Here is a 22,832-nt window from a genome sequence, read left to right as displayed (position 1 = left end):
GGTCAGATGCGCCGACGGGTGTCTCACGCCCGTCGGCGAAACCTAGAAGGTGAACGATACCCCTGCAAAAATCGAATAGCGCACGAGACTGCCGAATTCGCTGCGGCTCGGCCCGAACGTGACCGAAGGCACGAAATACAGCAGCCAGTTTTGTCCCACTTCATATTCGACATCGGAAAGCAATTGGGTCGAATGATCGTTGAGATCCTGAATCAGCCGCACGGTCAGGCTGACGTTGCGCACGAGTTTCGTATCGACGTACTGGAGCAGCAGATAGTCGCGGCGCGGATACGGATTGGTCGGATCGAGCGCAAGCGGCGACACGCATTGGGCGACGTCGTTTTGCGTGCAGCCCGCGTTATGGTGGAAGTATTCGCCTGTAATCATGGCGCCGTTGAGCAGCGTGTAGGTGGCGCCTGCCAGCAGATCGTAATCGGGATGCGGGAGCGCGGCATTGGTGGAGAGCGCGGCGCTGCCTTCGCTGTAGAGCAGCAGTGCATCGGAGATATTCCAGCCGCCGAAATAGCCGATTCTCCAGGGCGTGGTATCGCGTTTGGAAACGATCAGCGAGGCGTAGGCTTTCTCGCCCGTGTAATCGAATTTACCGGCATACGCCTTGTGGAATGGCCCGCTTGCCTCGCCGCTTTCGTTGAGACGGCCCGAGCCGGTATTCGCGATGAACGAACCGGTGAATGACGAATTCGGGATGGCGACCACGCGCCCGTAATCCATGCCCGGTTGCTCGATGGCCGGATTGTTCTTGCCGTTATTCTGGTTGAACGGATTGGACGGCGAAAGCAGTTGCGACGGGCCCCATTGCAGATTTTCGCGGCCATAGCTCACGAGCAATTGATCGGTGACGTGGTAACGGGCAATCCATTCGTTGATATAGGAGGTGGCGGTCGTGATGTCCGTCCCGCCCTGGACGCCGTTTTGCACGCGGCTCCAGTCCGCTTCGAAACGCGGTTTGATGCCCAGCTCCAGCTGGCGGAAAGTCAGGTTGAAGTCCGGGCGTAAAAGTAATTGCGTTTCGTAGCGATGCACCGCGAGCGCGTTATTCGGATTCAGCGTCGAATTGACCGGGTCTTGCACAATGCCGTAACCCAGCACGTTGATGCGGGAATAGAAGCCCGAAATCAGTTCCTGCGCGAGCGGCGAGCTGAGCGCGGGTTCGTCGAGTGAGTTTGGCGGGGCGCTGGCGGCTGTATTGGCTGCGCTGGTTATCGTGGGCGCGGGTAGGTCCGTGCCGCTCGCCAGCGCGACGGGTTTTGGTAGCGCGGTGCTGGATGCATCCGCCGCGACCACGTCTTCGGGGAGCGGCGCAAGCGTGAGCGCGATCGGTTCGCCGTCGATGGGCGTGACCTCGCTGTGGGTATCCGCGAGATCGGGCGGCAAGGTCGATGTGCTCGCAACTTTATCGTCGTCGGGATTGTCGCTGTCGTAGCGCGATTCGCGTGCTTGCGCGCGCGGCGCGGGCATGTCCGGCGGCGCGGTGGCTGCCGATGCGGCGGGCGGATTGGCGGTATCGGCGGCATCGGCCAGCGCCACGCCGGGCGCGGCGAGACTCACGCCAAGCGCGAGCCCCGAAGCAATGAGGAACGGTACAGTCATTACGGTCTCCCAGGCATCTTCAAGCGATCTCCAGAATCGGCACGAACAGCGTTTCAGAACCGGTAGTCCACCTTGATGCTGCCGGCCTTGATCGACGCGTTCGAGGTGTGAAGCAGAGTGTCGAAAGCCGCCGACACCCATAGCGAGCGCGTCACCCGCATATTCAGCGAGACGCCCGCCGTGACGAGGTTGCGCGGCAACGGCACGCCGCTCGCGGTAAACAGCGTGCCGTCCTGCGCGCTGACCGATACCGCGCGATTCGTCGTGCCCACTTCGCGCGCGTAGCCCACATACGCTTCCAGATGCGAGGGCATCTCTGCGCTGCCGAAGGCATAGCGCAGCGCCAGTTGCGCGTAGGGCTGCACGCTCTGGATGTTGTCGGTGCCGACGATCAGGTTTTGCGCGCCCGAGCCCGATTCGCTGAAGGCATCGCCGTGGAAATACGCGAAGCGCAGTCCAGCGCGCGGAATCAGCACGAAGCCGCCGAGCGAGGGCAGCGGCATGCTCGCCTGCGCGGCGGCGGTCGCTTCGAGGCCGTTGTGGCTGCCGCTTGCCGTGCCCGTTGCGGTGTCGAACGGCCGTTTCTGGTCGATGAAGTCGTAGCCCAGGCCCACGGTCGCGGCCAGGTTGACCGGGCCGGTCCACATGCCGCCATACGCGGACCAGCGCAGGCTGTCCGCCGTGCCGGTGTCGGGCGTTTGCGCTTCGCTCACATCGACGTGGCTGTAGGCCAGCGTGCCGCCTACGTCGTAGCGGCCGATGCGATGATCGTAGCCCGCGATAAAGCCATACTGGCGCGCGGAATAGCCGGAAATGCCGCCGTTATTGTCGGTGCGCGCGTAATCGCCGATGGCCTTGATCCACACGTGATCGGTGCCCGCGATGCAGTCGCTGGCGTTGCTGGTGCGGCACAGGCGGCTGGCACGATCGAGAATGGCGGCATTGGTGGCCTGCGCGACCTGCGAGATCGCGGAGCCCATCGCCGTGTAGATACTCGTGTCGACAGGCGTGAGGATGAGATCGACTTCGTTCGCCTTGTAGGCGACGCTCGGCACCACATAGCTGAGATTCGCGCCGCTTTCGACGATGGCGGCCGGCGCGCCCGCAAACGTGCCGCTAATCGACGCCGCCTTGAGCAGCGTCACCGTGCCAGGCGCATAGGCGCTCGACGCGGCGCTGCTGCCCGCGTCGTAGACGATTGCGAGCGTGCCGGCGAGGGTGGCGTTGCCCATGACATCGAGTTGCGATGCCGAAGTCGGGCTGATTTCCACCTGCAACGTGGCGCCGGACGATTGCTGATAGTTGCCGGCGATCGTCGTCGTGCCGATCGAACCGCCGGGGCTCACGACGCCGTCGTTGACCACATTGCCGCCGATCGTGCCGTGCCCGCGCAAGGTGCCCGCTTCGCCGACCACGACATCGCCGCCGAGCGTCGCCGAACTATGGGTGCTGTCGCCCACTTCGAGCGTGCCCGCGAGCACCTGCGTGGTGCCGCTATAAGCCGAACTCGCGCCGTTCAGCACGACGGTGCCGCTATGGACATTCACGAGCGTGCCGCTGCCGGTGAGCGTGCCGCCGTAGGTATAGGTGCCCGCCAGATCGAACACGAGCGTGCCGTTGTTTTGCGTGTCGCCTGCGAGCGTGCCGGATGTGCCGCCCTGGCCGACCATCAGCGTGCCGCCGCGATTGACCGTTGCGCTCACAACGGTTCCCAGCACGTTTTGCGTTCCGCCGCTGTTGACCACGGAACTGCTTGTGACGCCGCCGCCCATCACGATCTGCGAGCCGCCATTGTTGATGACGGTGCCGCTCGTGAGCGCGCCGCTATTGACGGCCTGCAAGCCGCCGGTATTAACCGTTGTCGTGTTGGCGAGACCGCCTGCATTGACGCTTTGCGTGCCGCCATCGAGCGTCGTGTCGGTCGCGACGGCGCCATTCGTCAGGTATTGGACGCCGCCTGAATTGACCGTCGTGCCGATGGCGGTGCCGCCGCTGACGACGTTCTGCGCGCCGCCGCTGTTGATCAGCGTGGCGCTGGCGACGCCTGCGGATGCGACATATTGCAGCCCGCCGCTGTTGACGTTCGTGCTGGTTGCCACGCCGCCCGCGCCGACGATCTGCGTGCCGCCCGAGAGCAGCGAAGCGTTGGCGGTGCCGGACATCGCCACGTATTGCGTTGCGCCGTTGCCGACCATCGTGACATCAGCCACGCCACCGCTTGCCACATACTGCATGCCACCCGATAGCAGCGTGCTGCTGCTCGCGAGGCCGCCGAGCACATATTCCTTGCCGCCGCTGTTGACGGTCGTATAGCGGGCGGTGCCCGCGCTGGCGACGTATTGTGTGCCGCCGTCTTCGATGCTGTTGCCGGTGGCGGAACCGCCCACCACGTATTGATAGCCACCGCCGGAAACGACCGTGTCGAACGCACTGCCCGCGCTGGCGACATATTGTGTGCCGCCGTCTTCGATATGGTTGCTCGTGGCAACGCCGCCGCTCGCAATGCTCTGCGTGCCGCCATCAACGACGTTGCCGGTCGCCGTGCCGCCCACCACGTACTGATCGCCACCGCTGGAAACCACCGTGTCGACCGCGCTGCCCGCGCTCGCGACATACTGCGCGCCGCCTTCGTTGATGCTATTGCTGGTCGCGATTCCGCCGCTCGCGATCATCTGCGTGCCGCTGCTATTGACCGCGGTGTCCAGCGCATGGCCGCCGAGCACGTACTGGACGCTGGCGTAATCGACGCTGGTGCTGGTGGCCGTGCCGCCCGAGCCCACCGTCTGCACGCTGCGATCGAGCGTGGTCTCGACCGCATTGCCGCCGTAGCCGATATCCTGGGCGCTCAACTCGAGCGTGTTACTCGTGGCGGTGCTGTCGTAGCCGATAAACTGATAGCTTCCCGTGAGCGAATTGCTGGTGGCCGATCCCCCCAGTTCGAGCGCCTGCACGCTGCCCACAAGCACATTGTTCGTGGTGGAACCGCCATTGCCCACCACCTGCACACTGCCCACAAGCACGTTGCTTGTGGCCGTGCTGCCGCTGCCGTTCACGAGCTGCACGCCGCCAGGCAGCACAGTGTCGAGCGCGGTGCCGCCGCTGTTGACGAGTTGCACGCCTGCAATGATGGTGTTGCTCGCTGCCGTCCCGCCGCTATCGACGAACTGCAGCGCAGCGTCCAGCGTCGCGCTCTGCACGGTGCCGCCCGAACTCACCACGATCGTCACGCCATCGGGCGCGGAAGGCGTCGCCGATATCGTGAACGGCCCGGTCCCGGCGATGGCCGCAAGCGTGAAACCGGCGATCTGCGCCGCCACCGGCACGGCGCTCAGGCCGTTGACGACGGTATCGGTGGCAGTGCCGCCATCGGCGATGTACTGCAGGCCGGTCAGCACCGTGGTGCTGCTCGCCGTGCTGCTGTCGACCACGGTTTGCGTGCCGCCGTCGTTGACCTGCGTGCCGATGGCTGTGCCGCCCGAGATCACCTGTGTGCCCGCGCTGTTGACCACGGTGGCAATGGCCGTTCCGCCGCTGAATACCCACTGGGTTTGATCGGCGCCTGCGGGCACTATCACGCCCGAGGTGGTTTGCCCCGCGCTGACGACGTATTGCGCGCTGACGCCCGGCGACCAGCCGTTCGCCATGACGCTCGAAAGCAGCAGCGCGGTCAGCCGCGAAATACGCCGCGTGCGCCGCCCGAACAGGTGCACGCAGAATCTACGGCGATAAGTGATCGATTTCATGGTGGTCTCCCTGCGTGATCCCGCACGGATAAGTCTTTAAATAGAGTGATGTCGCCGGGTCTTTGAATCGCCCTCTGCCGCGGCCCAGCGGCGCTTTTTGAAACGCCTTCACAGCTTGTTTTTCCTGATTGCTATGCATACCGAAATAATGGGTGTATGAAGAAGACAACTGGAATGAAGCGATATACAGGGTTTCTATTCGGAGGCTGGCGACGTTTCCGCCTGCGCAGCGCATACCGGCAGACGCTGGATGGCTTGCTTCACCTGCGTAGCGGTGATGAGCCGGGTGCACTCGAACTGACGCGGCGTGCCCGCGTGCCGTGGGCACCAGAGAAAGTCGGCGTGATCGAAGCGCACGCGTGGGTCGTTCCAGCAGCTATTGCACGCGTGATAGTTGATAACCCGTGCAGGCGTGGAGAACTCGTTGCCGACGTTGGAAAAACCGCTGATCAGCACGACTGGCGTACCCGCCGCCCATGCGAGCCACGACAGGCCGCTCGACAATCCCACGAAGAATTCCGCGTGCCTGAGCCAGCGTGCGCGTTCCGTGATCGGGCGTTCGCCGGTCTCGTCTTCGGCACCGTGCGGAATGTGATTCCAGACGATGCCGTGGCCGTGCACGGCCTTCTGGTCGATACAGATCACGCGATAGCCACGCGCCTTCAGAAACGCGACGATCTCGCGCCAGCCTTCCGGGTTATTCCAGTACTTGCACTGCGTCGTGCTCTGCGTCGCGATGCAGACATAACGGTCGTCCAGCGGGCGTCGTTCATCGTCGAGCGCGAGCAGCGGGGGCGCTTCCGCCGGATCGACGCCCAGGATGAACGCCGCGGTTCGGTGCAGGCCGGTTTGCCGGAAGTCGCAGGGCTGCCAGTCGTTAGCCTGATCGTCGAAAAACAGGCCGATGCTGTAGGTCGCGTAATAGCGCTCCGGTCGAACGGCACTGGGCTCGATGAATTCGATCTCGGGATAGGCGTCCTCGAAAAGCGGAATCAGTTTCGCCGACATCGCGCAAGTCAGCCGGCAATGATGCTGGCGTTGAAATTTCACGGCATATGGAAACCAGCCGACGATATCGCCGAGTGTGCCAACGGGAAACTGGATCAGTACAGGCTGACTCGCAGCGTCGTAGTGATGACTCAGAACGGGCTGTGCGTGCGTTCGCGAGTGGTCGTGAATCTCCACGCCAAAGCGCACGTAATATTTCTTCGCGCTCGCGACCGTACCCGCGCCGATGTGAGTTTCGTAAAGCACATTGCCGGTGTCGAGATCGGTCAGCTTCACGCGCCAGTCGCCGGCCGGCAGCGTGATACGGCAACCCAGATTGAAGTCGAAGCGTATGCCGTTGGCGGTGTGCTGCGTTGGCTGCGCTGCAGGTGGTGGAAAGGGCGCTGCGGCCTTGAACGGCGGCGTGGGCTTCTTCACTTCGCGGCTCGAGCAAGCGTGCTGGTCAAGCGCTTCAAGTTGATCAGGACTGTTCATTATTATTCCCGTTTTGATTGGACTTGTTTCAAGGTCTTCCCGGCTGTGTGCATCAAATGCCGCTATTGAGCGCTTCGGTCGAAGCGCTGGCCATGGGCCGCTCGCGCGCCAGCGAGCGATATTCCAGCGGCGAAACGGAGAGATACTTCAGAAAATAGCGGCGCAGATGATCGCCGTTGAACAGACCGCAGCGCCGCGCGATCTTGTCGACCGGTAGATCGGTTTGCACCAGCAGCAACTGTGCGTTTTCCAGCCGCACGCGCGCGAGATATTCGCGTGGCGTCTGGCCGACTTCGGCCTTGAAACGCCGCAGGAAATTGCGTTCGCTCATGGAGGCGCGCCGCGCCAGTTCGGAAATCGACACCGAGCCCGCGTGATTGCTTTTGATCCATAGCAGCGAGGCTTCGATGCGCTCGCTCAGTGCGAGCGTGCCGCGCATGTTCGGCGTTCTGCTGCCGCCGCGCGGCGACGGCAGCTTCGCACGCAGCATCTCGCTGCGAATTCGCACCAGCGTGCCGAAGTCGCGTTCCGCCATCGCCAGCACGCGCTCGATCGCGGGCACCAGGCGTGGGTTTCTCACGTTGCTCCGGTTCGCTGCCGGTTCGGCGGAGGGCCGGAGTTGATTCAGCAGATGTTCGACGTCGCTCGATATGGCGATCAGTTCCACTTCTGGACCGGCCTGCAGCAGCCAGTCGATCACTTCGGGCTCGAACGTGGAGTGGCCGCCGCCCACGAAAATCGCTTTGAACAGGCGGGGATCGTGTTCGCCGATGTTCTCCGCGAGCAGCCGGATCGACGATGCGCAGGCGACGTTGTCTTTTTCGGTCGACAGCACATACACGTCGTAGCGATGCGCAGCTTCATCGGTCCACGAAAGCGCGTCGTTGACCAGTTGCCAGGTTTCCGCAACCGATGCCGCTTCGCTGAGCGGACACGCCTCCAGAATGAGGATCGCGATGCGACTCGTGGTGCAGGCGCCGGACACGGCGTTCGCATCCGTTGGGCCTTCATTCCCCGTCTTGCCGTAGTCTCTCAGGCTCATCGCGGTCTCCCGTTCAGACTGGCGAATCTAGTTATCCGCTGCGTTGCATCATACTGGCCACGTTTTTCGCAGGGCGTAATTCGTCGGAAAGGGAGGTTTTTTTGGCGGAATCGGGCAGCGTCGTTTCAGGCTCATTCGGGCGATCGACAGGCCATGAAGCATTCGCGCTAAAAATGCTGCATTCATGAAACAAAACGGTAAAACGCGCTGGCTACGGGGATGTTTGGAACGCTCGATGTGCAATGCGGAAATCGTGTCTGAAACTTTAGGGAATATGGCGGATACGAAGGAATTTATCCAATAACATCCATTAAACCGGTTCGACACAAACACGCATCGAATCGGGCGGCGGGTAGAACAGGGTGGCGAACGTAGTTGAGGATGACCGTAAATTAATAAGGATGGCTGAGCGATGAACGAGAGCCAGATTGTCATCACGAGAATGCGCGATACCTTTAACCAGATCGAATACGCGGGCAGTATCGAAGACTGTCTCAACGAACTGGCCATCAAGGCCGGTGATGTGCTCGACGCGGCCTGTGCCATCGTGATGTTGAGCGAAGCGCAGGTGCAGGAGATGGGGCTGCGGCCCGGTACGGGGTTCGGCGATGTGCTGGAAGCGAGTGTCGATGGCGAGAATCCGCGCATGTTTTCCGCGATCGAAATGCAGGGCAAGGTGATCGGCGTGATCCGCGCACATCAACGGCAGCCTGCACGCTGCTTTGGCGCCGACGATCTGCAACTGTTCGGCCTGCTGTCGCTGGTCATCACGCGTTCGATCCAGGTGATCCAGATGCAGCACATTCTGAAGTCGCGTTTCGCGCAACTGGCGCTCACGCGCAGCACCCAGAAGACCATCGGCGAAATCGTGGCGGAATCGGCGCAATCGCCCAATCAGATGGCGCGCATTCTCGCGAAGTCGTTTTACCGCGAAATGATCAGCGCGGGATTCAGTTTCAACCAGATTGTGTTTGCCGCGACTGAGGTGATCTCCGAGCTGACCGACAACATGCGCAAACACAAGAGCGCATACCGGCGACGTGTCGGCAAGATGAGTGGGCCGGAGCTTGAGGGGAGCGTTGCACCGGTGGGGCAGATCGACGCGATTTGACGGCGGGCCGCCGGCAGGCACGTAAAAAGAGGCGCGGCACCGTCACACGTAAGGGGAACGACCATGAACGAGAGACCAGACGTGGGCCAATGGCTCACGGAGCATCATGTTGTGATGGACGGCGATGCGCTGGTGTGCCGCGCGCCGCACACCGCGCTCGACTGGACGATGTTCGAAGAAATCATTCGGCATCCTGTTGAAAATGACGCAGCTATGGCCTGCGCAGCGCGTCATGCACCTGCGCTTTCGCAGGTCGTTCCCGAGCCGATCCATCGTCGTTTCGAAGTGCGAGCGCAACTCAATCCGGGCGCGCGCGCCGTGAAATTCGGCGACGACGAATTGACCTACGGCGAACTCGACAGTCAGGCCGACAGCCTCGCCGTCATTCTGCAAGAGCAGGGGCTGGCGCCGCGCGACGTCTGTGCGGTACTCATGCCCGAGTCGCTGGCGATGGTGCGCGCGATTCTGGCCGTGCTCAAGGCGGGCGGGGTGTGCCTGATGCTCGATCCCGGCCGCGAAAGTTCGCAGCTTGGTGCAACGCTGCGCGCCGCAGCGGCCAAAACGGTCATCGCTCAACGCGCCTATCTGGCGTGCCTGGCGGAAACCGGCGCGACGGTCGTGTGTTGCGACGACGATGCGCACGGTTGCCACGCGTACTGGCCAAACGATTGCATGACCGATGGCGTATCGCCGGTTTGCGCGGTTTGCCGCGGCGCCGAAGGCGATACGCCGACCGTCGTGTTCCAGCAGCACAGCGACGTGCTGGACCGGCTGGAATCGATGCAGGCGAAAGCGCCTATCGGGCAGGGCGACTCGCTGCTGCAAGGCGCCGAACACGCACCCGACGAAGCCATCTGGCAATCGTTATGGCCGCTTACGCAGGGTGCGCGGCTGGTGATCGTGCCACCACGCGAGCGGATGGATCTCGAGCGCATGCGCCAGCTCATCGAGCGCGAGCACATCACGGTGATGCACGTCAACTTTCGCGGATAGGTGACATCGATGAGAACATCCCGACAAAAATCGATCGAGGTGATGGCGCTCACGCCGTCCTGCTGGCTCACGCCGGAAATCGCCATCGCGGCCTGCCGTGCGGGCGCGACGGGCGTACTCGATCTGGGTATTGGGCAGACGCGCGCGGCCGTCGAGACAGCGATTACGCGCTTGAAGAATAGCGTCGCGCCATCGGCGTCGTGGGGCGTGCGATGGGATGCGGGCATAAACGCGGGCATAAGCGCAGGCATAAACGCGGCCACGGATGCGTCGGGCGGCTGCACGGCCTTATCTGCACTACTCGGCGATGCGCAGCCGGTGCCGCTGCTCGTGCTCGGCGGATTGGACGCGGACGCCGCCGCGCGCATCGTTCACAGCACGCGCGAACTGGCCACCGTCGTCATGCTGGAAGTGCAGGATCTGCAGGGCGCAAAAGTGGCGCAGGACGCGGGTTTCGACGGCGTGATCGTCAAAGGCCACGAGGCGGGCGGACGTGTGAGCACGCATGCTTCGTTCATGCTGCTGCAGGAATTCAGCGGCCAGCTGGAGATGCCGTGGTGGATTCAAGGCGGCATCGGCCTGCATACGGTGGCCGCCGCCGCGCTTGCGGGCGCTGCCGGCGTGTTGATGGGCGAGCCGCTCTGGCTGGCCGATGAAGGGCCGTTTCACACGCCTGCGCAGCGCATGCAATGGTCGAAGCTCGACGGCAGCGAGACGGTGCTGATCGGCAGCGGCGAAACGCTCTATCGCTTCTTCGCGCGTTCGGGGCGTGCGCAGTTACGCGAACTCGAAGTGAGCGTCGCCAAAGGCGAAAGCTGGCAGGCGTCGCTCGCTTCGCGCATGCTGGGCGACGATCAACTGATCGCGCTCGGTCAGGACATTGCTTTCGCGCCGGTTTTCGCCGAGCGTTACGGCACGGTGGGCCGCATGATTACGGCACTGCGCGAACACGCGACATCGGCGATAGAGCAGGCGGCCGCGCAGGTGCCGCTCGCGCCGGACGCGGCGCTTGCGCAACGGCACGGCACGCGTTACCCCATTGCACAGGGGCCGATGACGCGCGTGAGCGATGTTGGCGCGTTCGCGGCTGCGGTGGCGGAAGGCGGCGCGCTGCCGTTTCTAGCGCTCGCGGTACTGCGCGGCCAGCAGGTGCGAGCGGTGCTCGAACGCACGGTGGAGCACATCGGCGCGCGGCCCTGGGGTGTCGGCATTCTGGGCTTTTTGCCGCTGGAGATGCGTCAGGCGCAACTCGAAGTCGTGCGCGAGTTCAAGCCGCCGTTTGCGATCATCGCAGGCGGCCGTCCGAGCCAGGCGCGCGAGCTGGACGAAGCGGGCACGGTGACCTATCTGCACGTGCCGTCGCCGGGTTTATTGCGCGGTTTTCTCGCCGATGGCGCGCGCCGTTTCGTGTTCGAAGGCAGCGAGTGCGGCGGTCATACCGGCCCGCGAACCAGCTTTATCCTGTGGGAATCGGCGGTAGAGATTCTTTTGAACGCCGATATTAAGGATCCCGAATCCATTCAGGTACTGTTCGCGGGTGGCGTGCACGATGCGCTTTCGGCGGCGATGGTCAGCGCCGTGGCCGCGCCGCTGGTCGCGCGCGGCATGAAGATCGGCGTGTTGATGGGCACCGCGTATCTGTTCACGCACGAAATCGTCGCGCAGGGCGCCATCGTCGAAGAGTTTCAGCGTCAGGCCGTGGCGTGCGAGAAGACGGCGTTGCTGCAGTCGGGTGTCGGCGTGTATACGCGTTGCGCGCAAACGCCGTTTTGCGATGAATTCGACAAGGTGCGCCGCGATCTCATTCTCGCGTCCAGCTCCGACGAAGACACGCTGATGAAGCTCGAAATGATGAATATCGGGCGGCTGCGCATTGCGGCGAAAGGCATCGCGCATCGCAGCGAAGCGGAACTCGCGCGCGGCGAAGATGGTTATGTCGAAGTCGATGAAGCCACGCAGCGCAACGAAGGCATCTATATGCTCGGCGAAGTGGCGCGGCTGCGCACGAGCACGTACAGCGTGGCGGAGTTGCACGAGAACGTCTCGGCGGGCAGCGAGGCGCTGCTGCGCAAGCGCGCGCGGCCGGTCTCGCTACCAGGCCGCACGCGCCGCGAAGATATCGCGATTGTGGGCATGGCCTGCCTGTTTCCCGGCGCGCAGAGCATGCGCGAGTACTGGCAGAACATTCTGCGCGGCGTCGATGCGATTCGCGAAGTGAGCGACGATCGCTGGCGCGTGGCCGATCTGTTCGATCCGAAGCGCGGCACGCCGGACAAGATCTATTCGAAATGGGGCGGTTTTCTCGACGATATCGCCTTCGATCCGCAGCGCTATGGCATTGCGCCCGCGAGCGTCGCGTCGATCGAGCCGGTGCAACTGCTCGCGCTCGAAGTCTCGCGTCTTGCGCTCGAAGACGCGGGTTTCGAGCGGCGCGGTTTTCCGCGCGAGCGCACCGCGACGATCTTCGCCGTGGGCGGCATGAACGATCTCGGCACGATTTTCAATTTCCGCGCGCTGCTGCCGCATTATCTGCGCAACGTGCCCGGTCTTTCCGACGCAGCGCGCGAGCAGCTTCTCACGGAGATTTACGACGATGTGCTGCCCAAATGGACCGAGGACACCTTCCCCGGCATCCTCGGCAATGTGATTGCGGGGCGCGTGGCCAACCGGCTCGATCTGGGCGGCGCAAATTTCACCGTCGATGCCGCCTGCGCGTCGTCGCTCGCCGCGCTCGATGCGGGCATTCGCCAGTTGCGCAGTCATGACGCGGATGTCGCGCTGGTGGGCGGCGTCGACGGCACGAACGGCCCGCTGGGTTTCATGTGTTTCGCGCAGACCTATGCGCTTTCGCCGCGCGGTCGCTCGCGTCCGTTCGACGATAGCGCCGATGGTATCGCCATCAGCGAAGGCGTAGGCGCAGTGGTGCTCAAGCGTGTCGCCGATGCGGAGCGCGACGGCGACCGCATCTATGCGGTGATCAAGGGCATGGGCAGTTCGAGCGATGGGCGCAATCGCAGCCTGACCGCGCCGCATCCGCCCGCGCAGGTGCAGGCGCTCAAGCGCGCCTACGCGGAAGCGGGTGTCGATCCGGCCGCCGTGACCTTGATCGAGGCGCACGGCACGGGCACCGCGCTTGGCGACAAATCGGAGATCGCCGCGCTGAACCTGGCGTTTGGCGAAGCGGCGATGGGCACCCAGGAATGCGCGGTCGGCTCGGTCAAGTCGATGATCGGCCATACGAAAGTGGCCGCGGGGATGGCCGGGCTCATCAAGGCGGCGCTCGCGCTGCGCCATCGCGTCCTGCCGCCGACCATCGGCGTGGAAAAGCCCGCGAGCGGTATCGATTTCGCCACCTCGCCGTTCTATGTGAATACGCAGACGCGTCCCTGGCTGCGTCGCCAGCCTGCGCAAACGCGTTACTGCGGCGTGAGCGCGTTCGGCTTTGGCGGGACCAATTTTCATACGGTGCTGGCCGAATATACGGGCAGTTTCCGCGCATCGGACGCGCTCGATCTCAATCCGCGCGATGTGGAAATTTTTGCCTTCGCCGGGCCGACGCGTGCCGCGATCGAGCAAGCGGTCAGCCAGATGATGCTCGCGCTCGAGCGCAGCCAGTCGCTCGATCTGGCGCAACTGGCGTGGTCGCTTTATCGCGAGCAAGCGGCGGTCAAGCGCGTGAACGGCTCGCACGCCTGCCGGCTGGTGGTGCTGGCCGCTTCGGTGGCGGAGTTGCACCAGAAACTGCGGCGCGCGCTCGAACTGCTGCCCGATCACGCGGAGATCAGCGCGCCGCCTTCGCTCTTCTATAGCGAGCGCAAGGAAGCGCCCGGCGCCGTGTGTTTTCTGTTTCCGGGGCAAGGTTCGCAGCGCGTGAATATGCTGCGCGACCTCGTCACGGCGATGCCCGAATTGCAGCGCTGGTTCGACGAAGCGCCCGCGCTGGCGGAGGCGGACGAAACGCCATCGCGGCGCATTGCCTCGCACATCTTTCCGGTGCCCGTATTCAGCGACGCCGAGCGCGACGCGCAGCAGGAAGCGCTCAACGACACGGCAATCGCGCAGCCCGCGCTGGGCATGACGGGCATGGCGGCGTTCGATGTGCTGACGCGTTTCGGCCTGCATCCCGACTACGTCGCGGGTCACAGCTATGGCGAGTACGTTGCGCTGTGTGCTGCCGGTGCGCTGCCGTTCGAAGCGCTGATCCGCCTGTCGAAGCTGCGCGGCAAGCTGTCCGCGAATGCGCCCACGGGCGCGATGGCCGCGCTCGAAGCCGATGGCGCGCGCGTCGGGCAGATGATCGCCGAACATGCGCTCGCTGTGAGCATTGCGAATGTCAACGCGCCGGATCAGACCATTGTTTCCGGCACCGTCGACGCCATCGACGCCGCTATCGACACCTTCGCCGCCGCGGGCATGCGCGTGAAAAAGCTGCCGGTGAGCGCTGCGTTCCATTGCGACATCATGGCGGGCCCGCGCGATGCGCTCGCGGCGGCTCTCGCGGGCATCGAATTCAGCGCGCCGCGCGTGCCGGTGTACAGCAACACGACCGGCGAACCGTATCCGCCAACCGGCGAGGCGGTGCGTGCGCTGCTCGCGCGCCATATCGCCGAACCCGTGCGTTTCGCCGATGAAATCGAAGCGCTCTATCAGGCAGGCGTGCGCGTGTTTATCGAGTGCGGGCCGGGTCTCGTGCTGGGCGGGCTGGTCGATCGCATCCTGGGCGAGCGCAAGCATGCCACGCTCGGCCTCGACGCGCCTGGCCGTCCGGGCGGGCTGCAACTGGCGCAACTGCTCGCGCAGGCGCAGACGCTCGGCTTGCTGGTGCGGCTCGATGCGTGGTTTGCGCATCGCGGCCTGAAAGACCTGAGCGTCGATGAGGTGTTCGCCGATGCCGTGAAACGCGATGCGCCGGGGCCGCTGATCTGGCGCGTGAACGCGGCGCGCGCGAAGCCCTGGCATGCGCCGCAGCCGCGCGTTGCCACGCGGCGCCAGACCATATCGATCAACGTCAATGCGCCCGCGCCAGTACAAGCGCCATCGGCCGAAGCGCCTGCTGGGGCAGCGGCGAGCATGGCCGCGCCGCTTGCGCCCCCGCCACTCGCAACGCCTGCCGCTGCCGATCCGGCGCCGGCCATCGTCCCTTCAGTGCCAGCCGCGATGCCCGCGCTGCCTGTTTCGACCTCCACCCTCAGCGACAGGAGAACCACGATGAAAATGGAGAATCTACCCGGCGAAGGGACTGCCGGCATGGCGCGCGCCGCGCCACCCGTCACCGAGCGCTGCTCGGAGACCGAGTTCGCGCAGATCCAGTTCGGCGTAAGCCGGCTGCTCGAACTGCAATTCGAGCAGCAACGCAGCCTGCGGCATTTCCTCGACTTTCAGGCGCAACTCGTGGCGACGCCGCGCCAACGCGTAGCGATCGCCGATTCCTTGCCGCCGGCTTCCCCGTATGCGGTGCCGCTGGTTGCCACGCCTATGGTCGCCACACCGATGGTTGCTGCGCCTGCCGCCGCGCCGTTGACTGCATCGGTGGCGCTCGCCGTCGCGACGCCGCAACCCGCGGCAGTATCGACGACACTCGACGCCGCGCCGCCCACGCCGGTTCTGCCGCAGCAGATCACGGCGGTGGTGATGGCGGCGACCTCGCCCGCGCCAACGCCAGCATCTACACCTACACCTCAGCGCGTAGCGCCCACTGCGTCCAGCGCGCCGATCGAAGCCCCCGATGTGATCGCCGTCGTGCCCGGTCTTGCCGGCGCGGCCAATCCTGCTTCGACGGAAGCGTTCAGGGCGCACCTGTTGCAAGCCGTGTCTGAACGCACGGGCTATCCGCTCGATATGCTCGACCCCGACGCGCATATGGAAGCCGACCTCGGTATCGACTCGATCAAGCGCGTGGAGATCTTCAGCAACCTGACGACGAAGTTCAACCTGCTCGGCGATCGCGACGAGGAAGCCGTGATCGAAGCGCTTTCCGGCCTGAAATCGCTCAACGAGATCGTCGCGTGGTACGCGAGCATGACGGGCACAGCGGCGGCCACTACGCACGCGCCTGAAGAAAGCGTGAGCGCGATCGCGGGAGGGCATGCGCCAAAAAAAGCCTCGGCTCCACCGACTTCGTTCAATGAAGCGGTGGAGTCCGATGGCGAACTCGCGCACGTCGATCCGGTGCAATGCTATGCGGTGCAGGCCGTGGCGGCCGGACTCGACGGGGAGGGCGAGTCCGGCAATCCGTTCGCCCAGGCGGATGTGCTGATCGTGGGCGCCGGGCCGCTGGCCGACGCCTTCGCGACAGCGCTTGGCGGATACGGCGCGAGTGTGCACCGTCTCGCGCCAGGCGCGCATACGCGTGTAATCGATGATAAGCATTACGAAGTGGATTTGTCCTCGCTGGAAAGCGTGAAGCCATTACGCGATCTGGTGATCGACGAATGCACTGCGCCGCCGGTCGCGCTCATCAACGTCATGGGCGCGACGGCTGATCCGTCCCATGAAGATCGCCACGACGCCCGCGCGCTGTTCCTGCTGCTCAAGGCCTTCGAGCCGGACCTGAAGGCGCGCGTGAACGGCGGCGCGTGGATCGTCAACGTGACGGCGTTCGACGGCCAGTTCGGTCTGAGCCGGTCGCGTGCCTTCGAAGCCGGGCGCGCGGGCGTGCTGGGCGTGGCGAAATCGGCGGCGCGCGAATGGGCGGACGTGAAAGTCAAATGCGTGGATGTCGATCCCGCACTCGATGCCGCCACGCAGGCCTCGCAGGTGATCGACGAGATTCGCAGCGGCCGGCCCGGCGTGGAAGTGGGGTATACGCAGCAAGGCCGCTGGCTGCTCGATCTGCGCCGAAACGGCGCGGCGCGACAGGACCTTTCGCGGCTCACGCTCGAAGCCGATGCAGTCGTGCTGGTCACGGGCGGTGCATGCGGCATCACGGCGGACGTGACCCGCGCGCTGGCCGAACGCTATCGTCCGAAGCTGATTCTGGTGGGGCGCAGCCCGCTGCCCGCCGACGAAGACGCTACGACCGCGAATATCGACGATCCTCGCGCGCTCAAGCAGGCGCTGATCCGCGCGTTGCGGGCAAGTAACGACAAGGTCACGCCAGCAGAAATAGACCGTGTTTACACTCGTATTCTGCGCAACCGCGAGATACGCGCGAATCTCGCGGCAATGCGCGCGGCGGGCGCCACCATCGAATATCACAGTCTGGACGTGCGCGACGAAAAATCGTTCGAACAGCTAATCGATCAACTCTACGCGCGTTACGGGCGAATCGATGGCGTGCTGCACGGCGCGGGCGTGATCAGCGACAAGCTGATCGCCGACAAGCCGCTCGAAGCCTTCGATACGGTGTTCGATACGAAGGTCACGCCCGCACTCGTGCTCGAACGGCGGCTGCGCCCGGAACACCTGAAGTTCATCGTGTTTTTCTCTTCCGTGACGGGGCGCTTCGGCAATGTGGGCCAGTCGGATTACAGCGCGGCCAATGAAGTGCTCAACAAGCTCGCCGACCGCCTGTGCCATCTGTGGCCGCACGTGCACGCTCTCTCGATCAACTGGGGGCCGTGGGACGCGGGCATGGTGAGCGACACATTGCGCCGTCTCTACGCGTCGCGCTCGATACGGCCGATTCCCGTCGAGCAGGGACGCCGGCACTTCATGGCCGAACTGGAGCGCGGCGCGAGCGGCACGCCCGAACTCGTCATTTCTTCGAGCATCCAGCAGATCGCCTCGCTGCGGCTCGGCCAGGAACGTCACGATCATCGCCAGACTCATCAGGGGAGCACGCTCAAATGAATACTTTCGCCAAGCCCGTTCTCGCGAACTTCTGGCCCGCCCAGGTCGCCAAGCCGGTCGCGCAGCGCATTACGCTGGAAGTGAGTTCGTATGCGCTCGCCATGGGCTTTTGCCGCACGCACGATATCCAGGCGCGCGACCATATCCGCCAGACCGTGCGTGATTTCAGGGAGAAATTCTCGCGCTACGCCGTGACGCCCGACCAGATCCGTCGTCGTCAGCTCGTGTTCTTTCCGCGTCTGCGCGATATCCGTTTTGTCGATGGCGAACTCGTGCTGGCCGACCCCGCGCCCGAGCATCGTCATTTGCGCCTGCATTCGCCCGATCTGAAAGACCCGAAAGGCGCGAATATCCGCGAGCGTCATGAGAGTTATGCCAAGGTGGTGGGCGATTGCCTCGCCGAAATGTACGACGGCATTGCCGATGCGCCCGACGACATGATTCACGTGACCAGCACCGGCTATCTTTCTCCGAGCCCTGTGGAGCGCATGGTGGCGCAAAAGGAATGGTTCGACACCACCGTCACGCATAGCTATCACATGGGCTGCTATGGCGCGTTTCCGGCGATCCGCATGGCGCACGGTTTTCTTTCGTCGTCGCATTTCGGCGTGACGCCGCCCAAGCAGCGCGTCGATATCGTGCATACGGAATTGCTCTCGGCGCATCACAACCTCGAAGACGGCAGCGCGCAGAACATCGTCGCCATGACCTTGTTCGGCGACGGCTTTATCAAATACTCGGTGTGTTCGGATGAATACGTGCGCTCGCACGGTCTGCGCGGCTTGCGCGTGCTGGCTTTCGACGAACATCTGCTGCCCGATTCCGCCGATGAAATGACCGAAATACCGGCCCCGCATCAGTTCCAGATGACGCTGACGATCCGCGTGCCCATCGTGATCAAGCAGCATGTACGGCGTTTCGTGACCTCGCTGCTGCAAAGCGTCGGCATCGATTTCGAGCGCGAAAAGCACAGCATCGTGTTTGCGATTCATCCGGGCGGGCCGCGCATCGTCGAACACGTGCAGGACGAACTGGGCTTGCGCGACGACTACGTCGGCATCAGCAAGGAAGTGTTCCGCGATAACGGCAACATGACCTCGGCGACCATTCCCTACATTCTCAAGCGCATTGTCGAAGAGAAGGCGATCACGCCGGGCACGCGCGTGGTTTCGCTGGGCTTCGGACCCGGCATGACGGTGACGGGCCTCGTGATGGAGAAAGTCTGATGCATAACCACCACCACGGCATGCCGATCGTTGCGCGTCTGCACGAAGTACGCGCGGCTGCGGAATTCGCCGACGATGAAACCATCGCGAGCACGCAGAAACAGACGCAGGCACGGGCGCGCGTGCTGCCGTTTGTCGGCGATGTGGCGCGCTACGAGCCGGGCGTTGCGGTGACGGTCGAGCATCGGCTATCGCTCGATGAAGACCTGTATCTCGCCGATCATCATTTCGTGCATGCGAACGGCGTCAAACCGCTTTCGGCCTGTTTTCCCGTGGTGCCGATGACGGTGAGCCTGGAGATCATGGCCGAGGCCGCCGCGTGTCTCGCGCCTGGCTACGGCCTGATCGGTTTCGAGCAGGTGTGCGCCGCGCGCTGGATCGCGCTGGCCGATACCGATGCGCTGGCGCTGCGCGTGGAAGGGCGGATTCGCAGCGTCGATCCCGCGCGTGCGATCTGCCGCATCGACGTGGAAGTCTATGCGAGCGGCGAAACGAAGCCGTCGATCAGTTCGACAGTGCTGTTCAGTTCGCGCTATCAGCTCGATCTGGGCATGCAGTTCGATATGCCGCGCGCCAATACGAAGCTATCGGCGGGACGTATTTACGAAGAGCGCGAGTTGTTTCATGGTCCGCTATTCCAGCGTCTGACCGGTGAAATGAGCGTGGGCGAACACGGTGTTCATGCCGATCTGCTGGTGAATTCGCCGGCGAATCTGCTGCGTTCGACTACGCAGCCGCAATTGCTGACCGACCCCGCATTGCTCGATGCCGTCGGGCAGGCGATGGCGGTGTGGACTTCGCAGCAGGGCGGCGTCGTGTTTCCGATCGGCCTCGGCAAGATGGAGTTCTACCGCCCGACGCCCGCGCCCGGCACGTGTGTGCCGATGCGCATCAAGGTGACGAGCGGCACGGGCAAGATGCTGGCCGCCGACGTGGAGATCGAGGACGGCCAGGGCGGCGTCTGGTTGCGCGTCAAGGAATGGCGCTCGTGGCGTTTCCAGTGGGATCGCAAACTCGTGGCGTTCCGTCGCGAACCGGCGCGCTATCTGCTCAGCGACGACCTCGAATTGCCGCCAGGCGCGGCCGATGCGGATGCCGTCGCGCGGCACGTGACGAAAGCGTGTCTTGCGGGTTTCGATGTGGAACTGCTTGCGCGTCATTACCTGACAGCGGATGAAATGGCCATGTTCAGCCGCCTTCCGCAGCAGGCGGGCCAGCACGCGGAACCGGGGCGGCAAAAGACCTGGTTGCTCGGACGTATTGCGGCAAAGGACGCGTTGCGTGCCTGGCGCGCGCAGGTAGCGGGCAGCAGCAGCGGCGCGCTGCATCCGGCGGCGTTCGCCATTGGCAACGACGCGCGCGGAAAGCCGCTCGCCACGCACTGGCCTGAGCCGGTCGCGCCTTCGCTTTCCATCGCGCATAGCGGCGGCGAAGCCGTGGCGATCGTGCAGGGCGCACCCATTGGTGTCGATATCGAACCGGTTGCGCGCCGCGACGACGGCTTCGTGCGCGCGATGGCGACGGCTTCCGAACGTGCCTTGCTGGAGGGCTTGCCACAGCGCGATGTCTGGATCACGCGGCTTTGGTGCGCGAAAGAGGCGCTCGGCAAATGTCTGGGTACGGGCGTGGCGTCCGGGCCGCATCGCTTCGAAGCGGTGGCGCTCGAAGCGGGCGGCACGCTGCGGATGCGCGATGGCGGCAGCGGGCGCGAGGCGCAGGTCAGCAGCTGGCCAGTCAACGCGATGATCGTCGCCGTTTGCCGCCAGAGCGGCGATGACACAAGGAGCCTCACATGACCGTACTCGCCATGACTCACGCCAGCGAGCCGCTGGTGGAAATGCGTCAGGTCGTCAAGCGCTATCAGCTTGGCGAGTCGCAGATCACCGCGCTCAAGGGCGTCGATGTCTCGATTCAGCCCGGCGAATTCGTCGCCGCCTGGGGGCCATCGGGCTCGGGCAAGTCGACGCTGTGCAATCTGATCGGCCTGCTCGACACGCCTAGCTCCGGCATGGTGCTGTTCGAAGGCCAGGACGCCGCCATGCTCAGCGACGACGCCCGCAGTCAGGCGCGCAATCGCAAGATCGGCTTCGTCTTTCAGGGCTTCAATTTGCTGCCGGTGCTTTCCGCGCTGGAAAACGTGATGTTGCCGCTACAGGTGGGCCGCCGCGCTTCGCGCGCGTGCGTGGAAGCGGCCGAAAAACGGCTAGCCGATGTGGGACTGGCCGAGTTCGCCGCGCATCGGCCATCGAAACTCTCGGGCGGCCAGCAGCAGCGCGTGGCGATTGCGCGGGCGCTGATTGCGAACCCGCGCCTCGTGGTGGCCGACGAACCGACCGCGAATCTCGACTCGCATAACGCGCACCGCATCATCGATCTGATGCGCAGTATCAGCGCGCGCGAAGGCACGACATTCGTGTTCTCCACTCACGACGAGCGCCTGCTCGAACGCGTCGATCGCCGCATCATGATGCGCGACGGCGCGCTGATCGAAGACTGCAGTCATACGCCGCAGGTTCAAAGCCGCCATTACGGCACGCTCAACTATTCGATGACCGGGAGAGTGTGATGACGACCTGGCTCAAGCTCGCGCTGCGCAATCTCTGGCGCAATGGCCGCCGCTCGCTGTTTACGATACTCGCGATCGGCATGGGTTTTCTGGCGGTGAACACGCTGGGCGGTTTTACGCAATATATTTTCCAGAGCCTCAAGGACAGCTATATCTACGCCGAAGCGAACGGCCATCTCACGGTGTTCAAGCAAGGCTTTCTGTTGCATGGCAAGCTGGAGCCCACGCGTTATCTGCTTTCGGAAGCCGATGTAAGGAAGATGCGCGAGATGCTTGCGCGTCATCCCGAAGTGCTGGTCGTCACGCCCCAGTTACAGATATCCGGACTACTGAGCAATGGCAAGGTATCGACGATCTTCTTCGCGCCAGGGCGCGTGCCCGGCGATATTCAGGCCATTGCGAGTCACGCGGTAGGCATTATGGGGCGCGCGAAACTCTATGACGGTCAACCGCTGTCCGATCGACTGGATTACGGCATCGGCATTACACATGGACTGGCGCAGCAGTTGAACCTGAAGCTGGGCTCCGGCGCAGTGGCGATGTCGCCGACGGTTTCCGGCCAGATCAACGCGCTCGATGCGCAGATCGTGCAATTGATCGACGCGCCCGATGAAGCGCTGGAAAACTCCTTTGCGGCCGTGCCGCTCAAGTTCGCCCAGAGCCTCTACGACACCACCAACGTCGACCGTCTGACCATTCTGTTGCGCGACGATGCGCAGACCGTCGCCATGCAGTCGGAACTCGCGCGCGAGTTCGAGGCCGCCGGTCTTGCGGTCGACGTGAAGACGTGGAACGAGCTTTCGCCGTTCTATACGAAGGTGAAGAAAATGTTCGACGTGATTTTTCTCATCACCTTCCTGATCGTGTTCACGATTGTCGTGATGAGCATCGTCAACACCGTGACGATGGCCATCATGGAGCGCACGCGTGAAATCGGCACGCTGCGCGCGCTGGGCGTGCGGCGGCGCGGGATCGTCGGGCTGTTTGCACTGGAGAGCCTGATGCTGGGCGTGTTCGGCGCGCTGCTCGGCGCCTTGCTGAATCTGGGCGTGCTGTGGGCCGTGGCGGCATTGCAGCCCACGTGGGTGCCGCCGCAGATCAGCCGCGAAGTGCCGCTGCAGATCTATTTCGTACCGCACTACTGGATTTACAGCGTGCTGGCGCTATTGGCGCTCTCGCTGGTGGCCTCGCTGATGCCGGCGCGCAAGGCCGCGCGCATGGTGATCGTGAGCGCGCTGGGTTATGCGTGAGCCACGCGCCACGTGGA

Annotated in this window: 11 protein-coding genes; 7 read left to right on the top strand and 4 right to left on the bottom strand. The window is 64.0% G+C overall.

Annotated features, from left to right (window positions below; translation table 11 throughout):
- Positions 1-42: 42 nt before the first annotated feature.
- The 4 genes from G3N59_RS07740 to G3N59_RS07725 all read right to left on the bottom strand — a co-directional run bounded on the left by G3N59_RS07740 (position 43) and on the right by G3N59_RS07725 (position 7,878).
- Positions 43-1,611: a hypothetical protein gene (locus tag G3N59_RS07740; protein ID WP_205981980.1), complete on the bottom strand. Its 1,569-nt coding sequence runs from the start codon at positions 1,609-1,611 to the stop codon at positions 43-45.
- A 53-nt stretch (positions 1,612-1,664) separates the two neighbouring features.
- Positions 1,665-5,354, bottom strand: a complete 3,690-nt coding sequence (locus tag G3N59_RS07735; RefSeq protein ID WP_205981979.1) for an autotransporter domain-containing protein — start codon at positions 5,352-5,354, stop codon at positions 1,665-1,667.
- Between the two features lie 195 nt (positions 5,355-5,549).
- Positions 5,550-6,836, bottom strand: a complete 1,287-nt coding sequence (locus G3N59_RS07730) for an autotransporter strand-loop-strand O-heptosyltransferase (protein WP_205981978.1) — start codon at positions 6,834-6,836, stop codon at positions 5,550-5,552.
- Positions 6,837-6,888: 52 nt separating this feature from the next.
- Complete coding sequence (locus G3N59_RS07725) at positions 6,889-7,878, bottom strand: helix-turn-helix domain-containing protein (RefSeq protein ID WP_205981977.1); 990 nt, start codon at positions 7,876-7,878, stop codon at positions 6,889-6,891.
- Between the two features lie 412 nt (positions 7,879-8,290).
- Between G3N59_RS07725 and G3N59_RS07720 the strand changes: the two genes are divergently transcribed.
- From G3N59_RS07720 to G3N59_RS07690, 7 genes are all read left to right on the top strand, one after another.
- A complete protein-coding gene (locus G3N59_RS07720; RefSeq protein WP_205981976.1) occupies positions 8,291-8,989 on the top strand; it encodes a hypothetical protein in 699 nt (232 codons plus the stop codon).
- A gap of 63 nt (positions 8,990-9,052) precedes the next feature.
- On the top strand, positions 9,053-9,982 hold the full coding sequence (locus G3N59_RS07715) for an AMP-binding protein (protein WP_205981975.1): 930 nt from the start codon (positions 9,053-9,055) through the stop codon (positions 9,980-9,982).
- A gap of 9 nt (positions 9,983-9,991) precedes the next feature.
- Positions 9,992-17,773, top strand: coding sequence for a type I polyketide synthase (locus G3N59_RS07710; protein WP_241023258.1), 7,782 nt, complete (start codon positions 9,992-9,994; stop codon positions 17,771-17,773).
- The gene (locus G3N59_RS07705; protein ID WP_205981974.1) at positions 17,770-18,999 is read left to right on the top strand and encodes a 3-oxoacyl-[acyl-carrier-protein] synthase III C-terminal domain-containing protein; all 1,230 of its coding nucleotides are present in this window, start codon (positions 17,770-17,772) and stop codon (positions 18,997-18,999) included. Before G3N59_RS07710 ends, G3N59_RS07705 begins: the two co-directional genes overlap by 4 nt.
- On the top strand, positions 18,999-20,795 hold the full coding sequence (locus G3N59_RS07700; protein WP_205981973.1) for a 4'-phosphopantetheinyl transferase superfamily protein: 1,797 nt from the start codon (positions 18,999-19,001) through the stop codon (positions 20,793-20,795). Before G3N59_RS07705 ends, G3N59_RS07700 begins: the two co-directional genes overlap by 1 nt.
- Entirely contained in the window at positions 20,792-21,565 is a 774-nt protein-coding gene (locus G3N59_RS07695) for an ABC transporter ATP-binding protein (protein ID WP_241023257.1), read from the top strand. Before G3N59_RS07700 ends, G3N59_RS07695 begins: the two co-directional genes overlap by 4 nt.
- The gene (locus tag G3N59_RS07690) at positions 21,565-22,815 is read left to right on the top strand and encodes an FtsX-like permease family protein (RefSeq protein ID WP_205981972.1); all 1,251 of its coding nucleotides are present in this window, start codon (positions 21,565-21,567) and stop codon (positions 22,813-22,815) included. Before G3N59_RS07695 ends, G3N59_RS07690 begins: the two co-directional genes overlap by 1 nt.
- Positions 22,816-22,832: the final 17 nt, after the last annotated feature.

The sequence above is a fragment of the Paraburkholderia sp. Ac-20340 genome, from assembly GCF_017104965.1.
Classification (GTDB): domain Bacteria; phylum Pseudomonadota; class Gammaproteobacteria; order Burkholderiales; family Burkholderiaceae; genus Paraburkholderia.
Note: the sequence above shows the minus strand (reverse complement) of the source record. Positions and strands in the feature narration are given on the sequence as shown.